Origin of the sequence: Rhodococcus sp. AH-ZY2, from assembly GCF_030916465.1 — a bacterium.
Taxonomy (GTDB): domain Bacteria; phylum Actinomycetota; class Actinomycetes; order Mycobacteriales; family Mycobacteriaceae; genus Rhodococcus; species Rhodococcus ruber.
On record NZ_CP126458.1, the window covers coordinates 1,979,130 to 1,995,147 of the forward strand.

Here is a 16,018-nt window from a genome sequence, read left to right on the forward strand (position 1 = left end):
CCGGATTCGGGCCGGATTCGAGAGAATTCGGACGGCGATGTCGAGAACCCGCGACCGACTCCGTCCCCGAATCGAATGCGACCACAATGGGTCGCACCAGCACCGAGGAGAACACGATGGCCAAGTACCTGCTGCTCAAGCACTACCGCGGCGCCCCGGCTGCCGTCAACGACGTGCCCATGGACCAGTGGACGCCGGCGGAGATCTCGGCCCACATGCAGTTCATGCACGATTTCGCGGCCCGGCTCGAAAAGTCCGGCGAGTTCGTCGACGGTCAGGCACTCGCCCCGGAGGGGGTGTTCGTGCGGTACGACGGCGAGGGCCGGCCCCCCGTCACCGACGGCCCGTTCGCCGAGACGAAGGACCTCATCGCCGGCTGGATGGTGATCGACGTCGACAGTTACGAACGCGCCGTCGAGCTCGCCGGCGAGTTGTCGGCCGCCCCCGGCGCCGGGGGAAAGCCGATCCACGAGTGGCTCGAGGTGCGCCCCTTCCTGACGGTACCGCCCAACGTGACGGAGTGACCGTCCGGTGAACGAGCTCGAACTCCGCACTCTCGTGCCCAGCGTGCTCGGAATCCTCGTCCGCCGCGGAGCAGATTTCGCGGCGGCCGAGGACGCCGTGCAGGACGCGCTCGTCGAGGCGATCCGCACCTGGCCGGCCGACCCACCCCGGGACCCGAAGGGCTGGCTGATCGCGGTGGCCTGGCGCCGGTTCCTCGACGCCGCCCGCACGGACGGCGCCCGCCGGCGCCGCGAGGACCTCGTCTACGCGGAGCGAAGCCGGCCGAGCGGTCACGGCGCCGAGCCGGCGCCTGTTCCTGCGGTGGACGACACTCTCCAGCTCTACTTCCTGTGTGCCCACCCGTCGCTGACGCCGTCGTCCGCGGTCGCCCTCACGTTGCGTGCCGTCGGCGGACTGACCACCCGTCAGATCGCCCGCGCGTATCTGGTGCCCGAGGCGACCATGGCGCAGCGCATCAGCCGGGCCAAGCGCACCGTCTCCGGGGTGCGGTTCGACCGGCCCGGCGACGTCGCCACCGTGCTGCGCGTGCTCTATCTCGTCTTCAACGAGGGGTACTCCGGCGACGTCGATCTCGCGGCCGAGGCCATCCGGCTCACCCGGCAGCTCGCCGCCGCGATCGACCATCCCGAGGTGGCGGGGCTGCTCGCTCTCATGCTGCTCCACCACGCCCGGCGCGCCGCCCGGACGGCACCCGACGGCAGTCTGGTGCCCCTCGCCGAGCAGGACCGCAACCGATGGGACACCGAGTCGATCGCCGAGGGTGTCGAGATCCTGCAGGCGGCGCTCGCCCGTGACCGGCTGGGCGAGTTCCAGGCCCAGGCGGCCATCGCGGCACTCCACGCCGATGCCCCCAGCGCCGAGGAGACCGACTGGGTGCAGATCGTCGAGTGGTACGACGAGCTCGTCCGGCTGACCGACAACCCGGTCGTCCGGCTCAACCGTGCGGTGGCCGTGGGTGAGGCGGACGGGCCGCAGGCCGGCCTCGCCGCGCTCGCGGCGCTGGACGACTCGCTGCCCCGCTATAGCGCGGTGGCGGCGTACCTCCACGAGCGTGCCGGCGACCCGGCGACGGCGGCGCGGTTGTACGCCGAGGCAGCCCGGAAGGCTCCGAACCTCGCCGAGCGTGACCACCTGACCCGCCAGGCGGCCCGGCTCAACGCCCGGGTGCGCCGCTGAACGGGAGAGGCCGCTGAACGGGGAGAGGCCGCTGAACGGGAGAGGCCGCTGAACTGGGTGGCGGTACCCGGGTGAGCGGCGGGGGCGGGCCATGCTCGCATCGCGGCGGCGCGAGCTCAGTCCTCGGGCAGGGGAGCCGACCACAGCACACGGGTGCCACCGGTGGCGAGCGCGGCAGCGGCGAAGGTGCCGGCGGCGTCCTCCGCCCGGGAGGCGAGGTTGTGCAGTCCACTGCGCGCGACGGTGGCCGGAAGACCGATGCCGTTGTCGGTGACGTCGAGGGTGAGGTAGTCGTCGACCGACACGTGACGGTGACGGTGTCCGCGCCGGAATGGTGCACCACGTTGCTCATCGCCTCCCGCAGCACCGCCTCCGCGTGGTCGGCGAGCGGACCGGTGATGACGTTGAGCGGCCCCGACATGCGCACCACGGTGCGCAGGCCCGCATCGGCGGTCTGTTCGGCGACGATGTCCTGCAGGGCCTGGCGCAGTTGCCGGCCGCTCTCCGGCCCGCTGTGCAGGTCGAAGATCGCGGTGCGCACATCGGTGATGATGCTCTGCACGTCGTCGATCATGTCGGCCAGGCGCCCGCGGATCTCCGGGGAGCGGGTGCGGGCATGCGTGCTCTGCAGGTTCAGGCCGTGGGCGAACAACCGCTGGATGACATGGTCGTGCAGATCCCGCGCAATCCGGTCCCGGTCGGCGAACACGGTCAGGGAATTGAGTCGCCGCTGGTCGTCGGCCAGCTTCAGCGCGAGCGCCGCCTGGTCGGTGAAGGACGTGGCGAGGAAGAGCTGACGGTCGTCGAAGGGTTCCCGACCCGCGGTGCGAACGACCGACAGCACCCCCGACACGGTGTCGGCCGAGGCACGCAGGGGCAGCAGCAGCGCCGGTCCGTGCCGGTCGCCGTCGCCGTCGAACTCCGTGACCTGGAGCGGTCGCCCGCCCCGGTACACGACCCCGGTCGCGGTGCCCTCCACCCGGATCCGTTTGCCCTCGAACGCCGCGGGGTCCGAACCGGCGTACGCGGTGACGACCAGGGCCGAGACCTCCTCCGGCGGCACGTCGGTGTCCTCGGGCTGGGCGATCTGGACGTGGTCCGCCTCCGCCAGCACCAGCGCGCGCCGGGCGATCAGGTCGAGCACGTCCTGCGGGGCGGTATCGGCCAGTAGTTCCGCCCGGATCTCGCTCGTGGCCTCCTGCCAGCGCTGCCGCAGCCGGGCCTCCTCGAACAGGCGCGCATTGTCCACCGCGATGCCCGCCGCGGCCGCGAGGGCCTGCACGATCACCTCGTCGTCCTCGGTGAAGGACTGGCCGTTCGCCTTCTCGGTGAGGTAGAGATTGCCGAACACCTCCCCGTGCACCCGGACCGGGACACCCAGGAAGGTCCGCATCGGCGGGTGGTGGTCCGGGAAGCCGGACGAGGCCACGTGCTGGGCCAGGTTGTCGAGACGGATCGGTTTCGGTTGCTCGATCAGCAGCCCGAGCAGGCCGTGACCGGTGGGGAGGTCGCCGATCGACGCGCGAGCGTCCTCGTCGATGCCCTCGTACACGAAGTTCTGCAGTCCGTCGCCACGGCGATTGAGCACGCCCAGGGCGCCGTAACGACAGTCCACGAGTTCGATGGCCGCGTGCACGATGCGTGCGAGCGTCGCCTCGAGCTCGAGGCCGGACGCGACCGTGAGCACGGCCTCGAGCAGCCCGTCGATCTGATCGCGCGCGACGATCACCTGGTCGATGCGGTCCTGGACCTCCGCGAGCAGCTCCCGCAGCCGCAGTTGGGACAGCGTGCCCGAGAGCGACGGTTCCTCGTCGGCAGCCATCGCTCACCCCTTCAGTGGATCCCGGGCCCCGGGCCCCGCCCCGGCCGCTTCGGAAGGCCCGGTTTCTCCCATTGTGCCGAGGGTAATCCGCGGACCGCCGCCGCCGCGGTGACTTGCGCCCCCACGGTGACGACTTTCGACCCTGCTGCTTGCGGACACGACGGACCACTGTGGAGTCGGAGAACGTCTCCACAGGTGAAGAAGGTCCAGGATGACGACGGGTCCGGAATCCCCGCTCCCCCCGGGGCGGTGCATGGCGCTGTTGCGCTCGGTGCCGACCGGCCGTCTGGTCTACACCGACGGCGCACTGCCGGCGGTGCATCCGGTGACCTTTGCCGCCCCGAACGGCGAGATCGTCGTTCCCACCGGGGACGACGGGTGGTTCGAGCGCTTCGACGGCGGGCTGCTCGCCTTCCATGCCGAGCAGCTCGAGGAGGCGGTCCGGACGGGATGGAGCGTGGTCGCGATCGGCCGCGCCCGGCTCGTGCGGGGCACCGACGGCCTCCTCGGATTCGACGGCGACCACGGTGTGCCGTGGGGCATCGGCCCGACGGATCCGCTCCTCGTCATCGACGTCGAGCACATCAGCGGGCGGCGCACCACGCTGCCGTGGTGGCCCGGAGCGGGCAGCTGATCGTTCTGCGGCCGTCGACCGCCCGGTCCGAGCCGGTGTGAGCGGGCTCACCGTGCGGTACCGTGCTGTCCGGGGATTGGAGGCTGCCGCATGGTCAGGGTCTTTCTCGTCGACGACCACGAGGTGGTCCGCCGTGGCATCGCGGATCTGCTCACCACGGATCCCGACCTGACGATCGCGGGGGAGGCGTCGTCGTACGGCGAGGCCCTCGTCCGGGTTCCGGCCGCGGAACCCGACGTGGCCGTGCTCGACGTCCGGCTCCCGGACGGCAACGGCATCGAGCTGTGCCGGGAGCTGCTCTCACAGATGCCGCAACTGCGCTGCCTGATGCTGACCTCGTTCACCGACGAGCAGGCGATGCTCGACGCGATCCTCGCCGGCGCGAGCGGATACGCGCTCAAGGACATCCGCGGCACCGAGCTGATCCGGGCCGTGCGGGACGTGGGCGCCGGCAAGTCCCTGCTCGACAGCCGCGCCGCGACCACGCTGATGGCGAAGCTGCGCGCCGACACCAGCGGCGGCGACGGCCCGTACGCGAACCTGACCGAGCAGGAGCGGAACCTGCTCGCGCTGCTCGGCGAGGGGCTGACCAACCGTCAGATCGCCGAACGGATGTTCCTGGCCGAGAAGACGGTGAAGAACTACGTGTCGCGGCTGCTGGCCAAGCTCGGTGTGGAGCGCCGCACCCAGGCCGCGGTCCTGGCGACGAAGATGCCACCGAGACGCCCCGGGGGGCGCTGAGCGGTCCCCGGGCCCCGCGCGGCCACGACGGCAGGACGAATCCATGGCGGAGCAGCGGCCCCGGTTCGAGCGGCTGAGTCCGCTCGACGTGGGCAACCTGCGCGTCGAGGACCGCGGGGTGCCGATGCACGTGGCGGCGCTCGTCGTCGTGGATGGGACGCCGCTGTGCGATGCAGCCGGACGGCTCCGCCTGGCGGCGATCCGCGACCACGTCGAGCGCCGCACCCGTCGAGCACCGCGGCTGCGCCAGCGGCTGCACCGGCCGCCGCCGGGTGCCGGACCGCCGGTGTGGGTCGACGACCCGCGCTTCGACATCTCGTACCACGTCCGGACCCGCGCCCTGCCCGCGCCCGGCGACGAGGCAGCCCTGGTGCGCGCGTGCGCGGAACTCGACGAGCCGCGCCTCGACCGGTCGCGGCCACTGTGGGAGATGTGGCTGCTCACCGGTCGCGACGACGAGACGATCGCGCTGCTCGTGCGGCTGCACCATGTGGTCGCCGACGGTATCGCCGCCCTCGAACTGTTCGGCGCGCTCCTCGACACCGCCTCCGTGCCGGCCGACGAGGGGCCGGCCGACGAGGGGCAGGTTCCCGTGCCCACCCCGGTGCAGGTGCCCTCGGTGCACGCCCTCGTCCGCGACAACCTGCGCCGCCGGACCACGGCCGCGCGGCATCGGATCCGGGCGGTGCGGCCGACGGTGGCGGCGCGACGGGCCGCCCTGCGGATGCGGCAGGTGCGCGCGCTCGTGCGGCGCAGCAAGGCCCCGAGGGTACCGTTCGACGGTCCCGTCGGACCACACCGCCGGCTGAGCCTGGTGCGCTGCGACCTCGCCGAGATCCGTCGCGTCGCCCACGCGCACGGAGCGACGGTCAACGACGTCGTACTCGCCGCCGTCGCGGCCGGCGTGCGGCGCCTCCTCGACGCACGCGGCGTACGCGACCCGGACCTGGTGCTGACGGCGTCGGTGGCGGCGTCGTTGCGTACCGCCGAGGACCGGAGCCCGGGAAATCGGGTCGGGATCCTGCTCGTGGCCCTTCCGGTGGGCGCCGGATCGGTCGCCGCCCGCCTCGCGGCGATTGCCCGCGAGACGGCCCGGCTCCGGCGGGAGCCGCCGCTGCAGCCCGGGGGCCGGCTGCTCCAGCGCTGGACGGTGCGGGTCATGCGGCGTCAACGACTGGTGAACCTGTTCGTCAGCAATCTGGTCGGCCCGCCCGTGCCGCTGCACTTCGCCGGTGCCCGCATCCGCGAGATGTTCCAGATCGGGGTGGTGCAGGGCAATGTCGGGCTCGCCGTCGGCGTCCTCTCCTACGCGGGCCGGCTGAATATCGATCTGGTTGCGGACGCGGTGCTCGTTCCCGATCTCGAGATCGTGGCCGAAGGATTCTCCGCCGCCGTCGACGAATTGTGTGCGGCGCCGATTGCGCGCCCCGAAGCGGGACGACCTGCGTGAATTGCGACGCGACGGGCATTGCCACCGCGGTCCGTATTGCGGGAATTCCGCGGAACGTCGTATCTGCCGGATTGTGTCTCGAATTGCAGACGCTCGGAGCCTCCGGTAACAATTGAGCCGGTGCGCGACCCGCACCGCCGTGTACAGCATCAGAAATGGAGTTACCTAATGGACCTCGCTTTCCTCAGCGAATTCTTCGACGCCGTGTCGACGCTCTTCGACGCGCTCGACTTCTTCTCGGGTTCGGCTGAGGCCGCCGGCAGCTCCGAGGCTGCTGCGTAGGCTCGACTCGACGAGCAGGCGGCCTGCGGTTGCACAACCGCAGACTCGACGAGCAGGCGGCCTGCGGTTGCACAACCGCAGGCCGCCTTCTTGTGAATTCCCGCGGGTAAATATCTCGATTTCGGAAAACAAACAATCGGTAACGTCGCCGTCGCGGCAGTTTCAGCCGACGTCGCCCTCGGCCAGGGTCACCGGTCGCATGTACTCGGTGATGTATTCACGCACCCACCACGCGCCGGTCTCCCGGCGCTCGCGCCGCGTGGTGTACCGATAACTGAAATACCGGGCCCGCACCCACCGCGGCGGCTCGTCGGGAAACGGATTACGGCGCAGCAACGCCGTCACCTGCTCGTCGTTGGTCAGCAGCTTCTCGAGCAGCCGCCCGAACCAGGACCGCGCGTAGTCGGGGGACAGCGCAGCGAACCACATCAACCAGTCCAGCCGTAGGTGGTACGGCGCGTACTGACGGGGCCGGCGGTGCACGTCGCCGGGCTTGCCCTTGAACTCGTACTCACGCCACACGGTGCCGGGACCGACGTCCCGATCCGAGGTGCCCTCGACGATCACCTCGTGCCGGTGCCGGGTGATGCTGCCGAACGCGCCGTAGGTGTTGACGAAGTGCCATCGATTGAACGAGGCGTTCATCGCCTGCCGGTGGGAGAGCATGTTCCGCACCGGCAGGTAGCTCAGCACCGCGACCGCCCCGGTCAGGGCCAGGACCGCGGCCACGAACACCGTCGGTGTCGGCCCGTACCCCGTGCCCGGCTCGAGCGGCAGCAGACGCTCCCACCAGTCGTCGGGGATCACCGACAGCGCCAGCACGATCGCCAGCCAGTTCAGCCAGGAGAAGTTCCCGCTGGCCACCAGCCACAGCTGGGTGACGATCATGATCGACGCCGCGATCCCCGCGATCGGCTGCGGCGCGAACAGGAAGAACGGCACCACCAGCTGGGTGACATGGTTCCCGGCCACCTCGACCCGGTGCAGCGGCTTCGGCAGACGATGGAAGTACCAGCTCAGCGGGCCCGGCATCGGCTGGGTCTCGTGGTGGTAGTACAGGCACGTCAGATCCCGCCAGCACCGGTCGCCGCGCATCTTGATCAGGCCCGCGCCGAACTCGAGCCGGAACAGCAGCCAGCGGAGCAGGATCAGGACCAGCAGCGGCGGGGCGGTGTCCGCGTTGCCGAGGAAGATCGCCAGGAATCCGGTCTCGAGCAGCAACGATTCCCAGCCGAACGAGTACCAGACCTGACCGACGTTGACGATCGACAGGTACAGCAGCCACATCAGGAACCAGACGAGCATCGAGGCGATCAGCGGCAGCCGGTCCGTCACCCCGAGGGCCGTCGCGGCGGCCAGGACCGCGCCGAGACCGGCGACCGCCGCGAAGAGACGGTCCGAGTAGCGCAGGTGGAACACGCTCGGGGCACGCCCGAACGACGTCGCGCTCAGGAAGCGGGGGATCGGCGTCAGGCCGGCGGATCCGAGCAGCGCCCGGAACTGATTGAGCGCCACGAGGAACGCGACGAGGTAGACCAGGGCGAGCGCGCGCGTGCACAGCAACCGTCCCAGCGAATACCCCTCGGCGTCGTACCATTCCACGGCAGGTCACCTCGTACCGGTGCGGACCCCTCGAGCATGGCACGCGCACCGCGTTCCGGGTACGGAATCCCCGCGGTGCGAGGCGGCGTCAGCGCAGCGCCGGCGGGTTGTCCAGGTCCCGCGCCGTGTACGTGTCGCACGCCGCGATCTGCCCCGTCGTGTACCCGGCGAGGAACCACTTCTGCCGCTGTTCGGACGAGCCGTGCGTCCAGCCCTCGGGGTTGACCCGCCCGCCGGCGGAGGCCTGGATCCGGTCGTCGCCGACGGCGGAGGCCGCCGACAGGGCGTCGCGGATGTCCTGGTCGCTGAGCGGCTGCAGGAACGGCTGCCCGGTGTTCGGATCCGGCTGCTTGTCGGCGTGGTACGCCCACGCGCCGGCGTAGCAGTCGGCCTGCAGTTCGGTGCGGACCGCCCCGGAGTCGGCGCCACGCGGATCGGCCTGCGCGCGGCCGAGGTCGCCGAGCTGGTTCTGCAGATGGTGACCCACCTCGTGCGCGACGACGTATTCCTGCGCGAGCGGGCCCGCGTTGGCACCGAACCGGGTGACCAGATCCTGGAAGAAGCTGGTGTCGAAGTACGCGGTCCGGTCGGCCGGGCAGTAGAACGGGCCGACGTCGCTCGTGGCGTTGCCGCAGCCCGTCGCGACCGCGCCGGAGAACAGCACGACGTCGGGCCGGACGTACTCGACGCCGGTCTGCCGACCGAGCTGCTGTTCCCACACCGCGTCGAGGCTGCCGACGGTGAACTGGACGCGGCAGTCGACGCTCGCGTTGGCGTCCGCACCCGTCTCGCAGCCCTCGAGGGTGCCCGAACCGTACTGTCCGGACTGCTCCGGGGCGCCGCTGCCGAGCAGGGAACCGGGGTCACCCCCGAACAGCAGTGCCAGGATCAGCACCACGAGGCCGCCGGCGCCACCGCCGATCGCGATCCGCCCGCCGGGGCTGCCCCCGCCGCCGAGCTGGATCCGGCCGCCCTCCATCCGCGCGCCCTCGTTGAACGTCATCGCCGCCTTCGCTTTCTCGTCGCAGGGTGACCGACCGGTTCAGCTTGGCACGGCCGATCGGGTACGGGTGTCCTCGGCGGATATGTGCCTTTCGTAGGATTGCAGCGACGACGTCCCTCGCCAAAGTTGTTTCGAAAGGAATTCCGTGCTGCGCACCCATCTCGCCGGCTCGTTGCGAGCCGAGCACGCCGAGCAGACCGTCACCCTCACCGGCTGGGTGGCCCGGCGCCGCGACCACGGCGGGGTGATCTTCATCGACCTGCGCGACGCGTCGGGCGTGTCGCAGGTCGTCTTCCGCGAGGGCGACGTCCTCGAGCAGGCACACCGTCTGCGCGCCGAGTACTGCATCAAGGTCGTCGGGGTCGTCGAGGTCCGCCCCGAGGGCAACCAGAACTTCGACATCCCCACCGGCGCCGTCGAGGTGAACGCGACGCAGCTCGAGGTGCTCAACGAGGCCGCACCGCTGCCGTTCCAGCTCGACGACCAGGTCGGGGAGGAAGCCCGCCTCAAGTACCGCTACCTGGACCTGCGACGCGAGGGCCCCGGCAAGGCGATCCGGCTCCGCAGCAAGGTCAACGCCGCCGCGCGTGCCGTGCTCGCCCACCACAGCTTCGTGGAGGTCGAGACTCCGACGCTGACGCGCTCCACCCCCGAGGGCGCACGCGACTTCGTGGTGCCGGCCCGGTTGCAGCCCGGCAGCTTCTACGCGCTGCCGCAGTCGCCGCAGCTGTTCAAGCAGCTGCTGATGGCCGGCGGCATCGAGCGCTACTACCAGATCGCCCGCTGCTACCGGGACGAGGACTTCCGCGCCGACCGTCAGCCGGAGTTCACCCAGCTCGACATCGAGATGGCCTTCGTGGGCCAGGACGACGTGATCCTGCTCGCCGAGGAGATCCTGCACGCGCTGTGGCGCCTGATCGGCCACGAGCTGACCACACCGATCCCGCGCATGACCTACGCCGAGGCGATGCGCCGCTTCGGCTCGGACAAGCCCGACCTGCGTTTCGGTCTCGAACTGGTCGAGTGCAAGGAGTTCTTCAAGGACACCACCTTCCGGGTCTTCCAGGCCGAGTACGTCGGTGCGGTCGTCATGCCCGGCGGTGCGAGCCAGCCGCGGCGCCAGCTCGACGCCTGGCAGGAGTGGGCCAAGCAGCGGGGTGCGAAGGGCCTGGCGTACGTACTGGTCGGTGAGGACGGCGAGCTGTCCGGACCGGTCGCGAAGAACCTCACCGACACCGAGCGGGCCGGGCTGGCCGCGCACGTCGGTGCAGCGCCGGGGGACTGCATCTTCTTCGCCGCCGGCCCCACCAAGCCCATGCGTGCGCTGCTCGGTGCCGCGCGCGGCGAGATCGCCCGCAAGCTCGATCTCATCGATCCCGACGACTGGAAGTTCGTGTGGGTCGTCGACGCCCCGTTGTTCGAGCCGGCCGCCGACGCCACCGCGTCCGGCGACGTGGCGCTGGGCACCTCCGCGTGGACCGCGGTGCACCACGCCTTCACCTCGCCGATGCCCGAGCACCTCGACACGTTCGACACCGACCCCGGTTCGGCGCTCGCCTACGCGTACGACATCGTGTGCAACGGTCACGAGATCGGCGGCGGCTCGATCCGTATCCACCGCATGGACGTCCAGCAGCGGGTGTTCAAGGTGATGGGAATCTCCGAGGAGGAGGCGAACGAGAAGTTCGGCTTCCTGCTCGAGGCGTTCAAGTACGGCGCGCCGCCGCACGGCGGCATCGCCTTCGGCTGGGACCGCATCACCGCCCTGCTCGCCGGCGCGGACTCGATCCGCGAGGTCATCGCGTTCCCGAAGTCCGGGGGTGGCGTCGATCCGCTGACCGACGCCCCGGCGCCCATCACCGCCGAACAGCGCAAGGACTCGGGCATCGACTTCAAGCCGGAGCCGAAGCCGGCCGGGAAGTAAGAGGTGCACCGGGTCACGGGACCGGCATCCGTTCGTGCTGCCCACGCACGTTTCGGTCAAGATGCGGTTCGTGCACGAACTGATCGTCGTCCGAACCGGGTAGATTGTCAGGCGATGACTGCAACATTGGCGGAGCCCATGTCGGAAGTGGTGGAGGCGGCGGAGAAGCTGCTGACCCGGCGCACCGGCGCACCCGTGACCTTGGCCGATCCGGTGGATCTCGGCGGCAGCGGCCGCTCGGTGGTCCTGCGCGTGCGGGTCGCGGCGAACCCGTTCTCCCTGCCGCGCACCCTCGTGCTCAAGCAGGTGCCGCCACGCGCGAACCGGCAGGTGGGTTTCCGCGGTGCCGCCACCGACGACGAGGTCGCGTTCCTCCGGGAGGCGGTGTCCTACCAGTTCGCTACCGCCCTGCCCAAGGACGACCGGCCCGGCGCCGAACTCCTGGCCTACGACTTCGAATCCCGTCTGCTCGTGCTCAGCGATCTCGGCGACGCCACTCCGATCGCGACGCTGCTGCGCAGCGACGACACCGACACGGTCACCAACACCCTCATGGCCTTCGCCCAGGCCCTCGGCCGGATGCACGCCGCGACCGTCGGGCGCGACGAGGACTTCGCCGCGCTGCTGCGTCGCGCCGAGGTGGCGCACTTCGCCGACGCCGTCGTCGAGCAGGCCACCGGCGCGCTCCGCGGGGTGCCGGACCGCTTCGCCACCGAGTTCGGGTTCGAGGTGCCGCAGAGCGTGATCGACCGCGCCGAGCGGGCCGCGAAGCTGTTCACCGCCGGCCGGTTCCGGGCGTTCAGTCCCTCGGATCTGTGCCCGGACAACATCGTCGTCGGGGACGAGGGCGTGCAGTTCCTCGACTACGAATGGGGCGGCTTCCGCGACGCCACCCTCGACATCGCCTATGCCCTGACCTCCTTCCCGGCCTGCCTGTGCAAGGCACCGCTCACCCTCGAGCGGGCCCGCGCGATAGCCGACGCGTGGCGCGCCGAGGTGGTGGGCATGTGGCCCTCGCTCGGCTTCGACGAGGTGCTCGCCGAGCGGTTGCTCGACGCACAGCTCGCGTGGGTGTGGTTGAGCACCTACCTGTTCGTTCCCGAGGACCCGGCCCGCATCGCTGCGGTGCGTGACCACCATCTGTCGGTGCCGTGGACCGACGCGCTGCGCACCCGCTGGTCGCTGCTCGCCGACTTCGCCGGCGACGCCGGACACGACGACGTCGCCGGGCATGCCCGGGACGTCCTCGACCGGCTCGAGCAGCGCGTCGGCGACTGACCACACCACGCCCGGAGCGCCCCGGAGCGGGACGCTCGAAAGGCTCCGGCGCGGGAGGCTCGAAGGATTACGGAGCGGTGCGTGCGCAGATCGCCTCGACGAACCGGCCCACCTCCGACTCGGGCAGATGCACGGCCAGGTCGGCCTCGCTGATCATCCCCACCAGCCGATGCTCCTCGACGACGGGCAGCCTGCGGATGCGGTGTTCCTCCATCACCGTCAGGACCCGGCCGACGTCCGCGTCCGCGTCGACCACGTAGGGCTTGCCGTGGGCGAGCGCACCGGCCGTCATCGAACGCGGGTCGCCGCCCGCTGCCACGCACTCGAGCACGATGTCGCGGTCGGTGATGATGCCGTGGAGCCGATTGTCGTCGCCGCAGATCGGCAACGCGCCGATATCCAGTTCCCGCATCCGCCGGGCCGCGGTCTCGAGGGTGTCGTGTTCACCGATGCAGACCGCGTCACGGTGCATGATGTCGCGTGCGGTGGTCATCACTGCCTCCTCCGTTGAAAACGGTTACTGCCCTTCCATTGTCACGCGCGGCGGCGGGCGGTGGAAGGGGGGAGGGGCCATCGAACTCACCCGGCGAAGGCGTGCGTCGCCGCGCGGCCGTCCCAGCCGCCCGGCGGCTCGGCCAGCCCGAACAGCGCCGCGACCGTCGGGGCGACGTCGAGGGTGCGGACGGGGTCGGAGACCGTCGAGCCCCGGTGGAGGCTGGCGTGCCCGCCGGCGACGAAGAACGGGATCTCGACGGTCGCGGCGTGACCGTGATTGCCCGGGATGGGATTCGACAGCGGGCTCGGATCGGAGAACCGCCACCCCGCGTCGCACAGCGCGACCAGATCGCCCGCGGCCGCCCCGAGACCCAGATCCGCTCCCGTGTACAACTCGGCCACGCCCGGCACGGCGGAGGTCACCTCCCGCATCCGCGCGACCGCCTCGAGACGGGCCGCCGGATCGCCGACCCAGTACAGCAGGTTCGCGCCACCGTTCTGCGCGGTGCGCACCGAGCGGGCGAGCAGCGGGTCGGCGCCGAGCACGTCGACGAGTCCGATCACCTGGTCCGGCGCCGACCAGTCCATCCCGTGGTCGGCCAGCACCATCAGCACCGAGCGTTCCCACCGCCCTGTCGCGCGCAGGAACTCGACGAACCGCGCCACCTGCTCGTCCGCCGAGCGCAGAGCCGCCGTCCGGGCGAGCCGCAGTGACGCGCCGAGCACGTCCAGGTGCCCGACGCGGTCCACATCGCCGAGATTGGTGAACGTGAACCGCGGAGACCGCTCGTCCACCACGGAGATCAGCGCGTCGACCGTGAACCGGTCCGGGGCGTGCTCGGTGAGCGGGAGCAGCGGCACCGGATCCCACGCCACCGACGCGCGACCGCCGAACAAGCCGTGCAGGTACCGCTTGGACAGCACGCTCGCCGTCGTCAACCCCAGTTCGCGGGGCAACCGGTCGAGCACCGTGGCGGCGCGCAGGTCGGCCGGCCGATCCAGGTCCCGGGTGCGTCCGAGCGCCGGGTCGAAGACCGAATTCGCGGGCACCCCGTTCCGGTGCGGCAGCACACCGGTCATCATCGCCGCATGGTTGGGCAGCGTCTCGGCCACCGGAATCGCCCGGGCCGCGGTGTACCGGGTGCCGGCGTCGGCGAGCGCCACGAGATGCGGCGTGAGACCCGGCGCGAGCTCGTCCGGACGCATCCCGTCGACGACGAGAACGTGCACGTCCGCGTCCGGAACCAGCGCCGACGTGGCCGCCCTCGCCGGTGCCGCGCCGATCAGGGCCGCGCCGGCCAGCACGGCCGTGCCCGCGAGCATCGTGCGCCGGTCGATCGCCCCGGCGGGCCGCCTCACGGCCGGTCCGCCCGGCGGTGCGCACCGGGGTCGAGCGGGCCGGCCGGGGCGAGCCGCGGCGTGCCGGCTGCGACCCGTCGGCTCGTGCCGTACCGCGCGCCGGTCCCCGGGTCGGTCGGATCGAGGACGTAGAACCAGTCCATCTGCACCGCGTCGGCGGTCACGTCCAGGATTCCGAAGCCGTGCGAATCCAGCTCGACGTACCCGATGTGGCGATTCGTCGCCTGTACCGCCGCCTCGATCGACGGGGAGACGGTGCGCGGCGCGACGCCGAGCAACTCGTCGATGTTCGCCGAGGTCACCGAGGGCACCACGAGCTCGGTGGCCACGGTGCCTGCGCCCGGATAGTTCGCGGCGTCGACAGGGATGTCGGCGGCCCACGACGAGTGGATGTCGCCGGTGAGGAACACCACGTCCCGGCCGGAGGCGCGAATCGCGTCGAGCAGCCGTCGCCGGTCCGCGGGGTAGCCGTCCCACTGGTCGACGTTGAACGGCGCCCCCGCAGCCGGGATCCCCGCGACGGCGGTCAGCGCCGCCGTGGTCCGCTCGTCCAGCGGCGGCAGCAGCACGGGTGCGATCATCACCGGGTTCCCGACGAGCTGCCATCGCGTGCCCGAACTGGCGACGCCCGCGGTCAGCCACGCCATCTGCTCGGCGCCGGTGATGGTGCGCTCCGGGTCGTCGAGGCGGCGCCCGTTCACCTGCTCGGATCGGTAGCTGCGCAGATCCAGCATCGACAACTCGGCCAGGCTCCCGAACTGCAGCCGCCGGTACAACCGGGGCGCGTCGGTGGTGCCGCCCGGCCGGACGGGCTGCCATTCGAGGTACGCCTGCAGGGCCGCGGCCCGCCGGTCCGCCCAGATTCCCTCGACGGCCGGATCGTGATTCTCCGCGCCGCCGGACCAGGCGTCGTTGGCGCTCTCGTGGTCGTCCCACACCACGATCCACGGCACCAGCGCGTGCAATCGCTGCAGGTCGGGATCGCTCTTGTACTGGCCGTGCCGGATCCGGTAGTCCGCCAGGGTGACGATCTCGTGTCGCGGATCGTGCGGGCGCACCACCCGGTCACCGGCGGCGTACTCGCCCGTGCCGTACTCGTACAGGTAGTCGCCGAGGTGCACGACGGCATCGAGGTCCGGGCGCGCCGCCAGATGCCGGTAGACGCCGAAGAACCCGGCCTCCCAGTTCGAGCACGACACCACCGCGAACCGCAGGCGGTCCGGGTCCGTGTCCGGCCCCGGCGCGGTGCGGGTACGGCCGACGGGGGAGGACACGTCGCCGGCGGTGAACCGGTAGACGTAGGCGGTGTCCGGTTCCAGGCCCGTCGCGTCGACCTTGACGGTGTGGTCGGACACCGGGGACGTGGTCACGGACCCCGAGGCCACCACGTCGCGGAAATCGCCGTCGGTGGCGACCTCCCAGCGGACCGCCGTCGCCGCGCCGAGGCCGGAACCCGGCACGGCGTCCGGGGCGGGGGTCACGCGGGTCCACAGGATCACCCGGTCGGGCAGCGGGTCGCCGGAGGCGACGCCGTGTGCGAACACGGAGTTCTGCGCCGAGGCGGGGGAGGCGCAGACGGCCGCGAGGGCCGCGGCGCCGAGGACGGCGCCGCCCGCGCGCAGCGCGGTCCGTCGCGACACGGCACGAGGTTCGGTGGGGGGCACCGGACGATCAGACCAGCGTGCCCGGCGATGAGCAAGCACCACAGCCGAACGTCCTGAACGTTC

The 16,018-nt window shown here is 71.4% G+C and carries 12 protein-coding genes and 1 pseudogene; 7 read left to right on the top strand and 6 right to left on the bottom strand.

Annotated features, from left to right (window positions below):
* Positions 1 to 116: 116 nt before the first annotated feature.
* The gene (locus tag QNA09_RS10315; RefSeq protein ID WP_119700300.1) at positions 117 to 524 is read left to right on the top strand and encodes a YciI family protein; all 408 of its coding nucleotides are present in this window, start codon (positions 117 to 119) and stop codon (positions 522 to 524) included.
* A gap of 7 nt (positions 525 to 531) precedes the next feature.
* Positions 532 to 1,701, top strand: a complete 1,170-nt coding sequence (locus QNA09_RS10320) for an RNA polymerase sigma factor (RefSeq protein WP_017681680.1) — start codon at positions 532 to 534, stop codon at positions 1,699 to 1,701.
* A 116-nt stretch (positions 1,702 to 1,817) separates the two neighbouring features.
* Here QNA09_RS10320 and QNA09_RS10325 read toward each other — a convergent pair.
* Positions 1,818 to 3,523, bottom strand: a pseudogene (locus tag QNA09_RS10325) (GAF domain-containing protein).
* Positions 3,524 to 3,734: 211 nt separating this feature from the next.
* Here QNA09_RS10325 and QNA09_RS10330 point away from each other — a divergent pair.
* The 3 genes from QNA09_RS10330 (at position 3,735) to QNA09_RS10340 (ending at position 6,348) form a co-directional block, all read left to right on the top strand.
* The gene (locus QNA09_RS10330; protein ID WP_010595183.1) at positions 3,735 to 4,157 is read left to right on the top strand and encodes a pyridoxamine 5'-phosphate oxidase family protein; all 423 of its coding nucleotides are present in this window, start codon (positions 3,735 to 3,737) and stop codon (positions 4,155 to 4,157) included.
* 90 nt (positions 4,158 to 4,247) lie between these two features.
* A complete protein-coding gene (locus tag QNA09_RS10335; protein ID WP_017681677.1) occupies positions 4,248 to 4,898 on the top strand; it encodes a response regulator transcription factor in 651 nt (216 codons plus the stop codon).
* Positions 4,899 to 4,941: 43 nt separating this feature from the next.
* Positions 4,942 to 6,348: a wax ester/triacylglycerol synthase family O-acyltransferase gene (locus tag QNA09_RS10340; protein ID WP_102030731.1), complete on the top strand. Its 1,407-nt coding sequence runs from the start codon at positions 4,942 to 4,944 to the stop codon at positions 6,346 to 6,348.
* Between the two features lie 444 nt (positions 6,349 to 6,792).
* Here QNA09_RS10340 and QNA09_RS10345 read toward each other — a convergent pair whose 3' ends face one another.
* Positions 6,793 to 8,232 carry a lipase maturation factor family protein gene (locus QNA09_RS10345; protein WP_119699753.1) on the bottom strand — a complete coding sequence of 480 codons (1,440 nt, stop codon included), beginning with the start codon at positions 8,230 to 8,232 and terminating at the stop codon, positions 6,793 to 6,795.
* Between the two features lie 88 nt (positions 8,233 to 8,320).
* Positions 8,321 to 9,235, bottom strand: coding sequence for a neutral zinc metallopeptidase (locus tag QNA09_RS10350; RefSeq protein WP_040271264.1), 915 nt, complete (start codon positions 9,233 to 9,235; stop codon positions 8,321 to 8,323).
* A gap of 145 nt (positions 9,236 to 9,380) precedes the next feature.
* On the opposite strand from QNA09_RS10350, the gene aspS reads away from it, so the two are divergent.
* Both aspS and QNA09_RS10360 read left to right on the top strand, forming a co-directional pair.
* Positions 9,381 to 11,159, top strand: coding sequence for an aspartate--tRNA ligase (gene aspS, locus QNA09_RS10355; RefSeq protein WP_010595178.1), 1,779 nt, complete (start codon positions 9,381 to 9,383; stop codon positions 11,157 to 11,159).
* Between the two features lie 138 nt (positions 11,160 to 11,297).
* Positions 11,298 to 12,437: a kinase gene (locus QNA09_RS10360; protein ID WP_308072467.1), complete on the top strand. Its 1,140-nt coding sequence runs from the start codon at positions 11,298 to 11,300 to the stop codon at positions 12,435 to 12,437.
* 67 nt (positions 12,438 to 12,504) lie between these two features.
* Here the strand turns inward: QNA09_RS10360 and QNA09_RS10365 are convergent, their stop codons facing one another.
* The 3 genes from QNA09_RS10365 to QNA09_RS10375 form a co-directional block, all read right to left on the bottom strand.
* Positions 12,505 to 12,930, bottom strand: coding sequence for a CBS domain-containing protein (locus QNA09_RS10365; protein WP_010595175.1), 426 nt, complete (start codon positions 12,928 to 12,930; stop codon positions 12,505 to 12,507).
* Positions 12,931 to 13,016: 86 nt separating this feature from the next.
* Positions 13,017 to 14,291, bottom strand: a complete 1,275-nt coding sequence (locus QNA09_RS10370; RefSeq protein ID WP_010595174.1) for an alkaline phosphatase family protein — start codon at positions 14,289 to 14,291, stop codon at positions 13,017 to 13,019.
* Positions 14,288 to 15,931, bottom strand: coding sequence for an alkaline phosphatase (locus tag QNA09_RS10375; RefSeq protein WP_010595173.1), 1,644 nt, complete (start codon positions 15,929 to 15,931; stop codon positions 14,288 to 14,290). Before QNA09_RS10375 ends, QNA09_RS10370 begins: the two co-directional genes overlap by 4 nt.
* Positions 15,932 to 16,018: the final 87 nt, after the last annotated feature.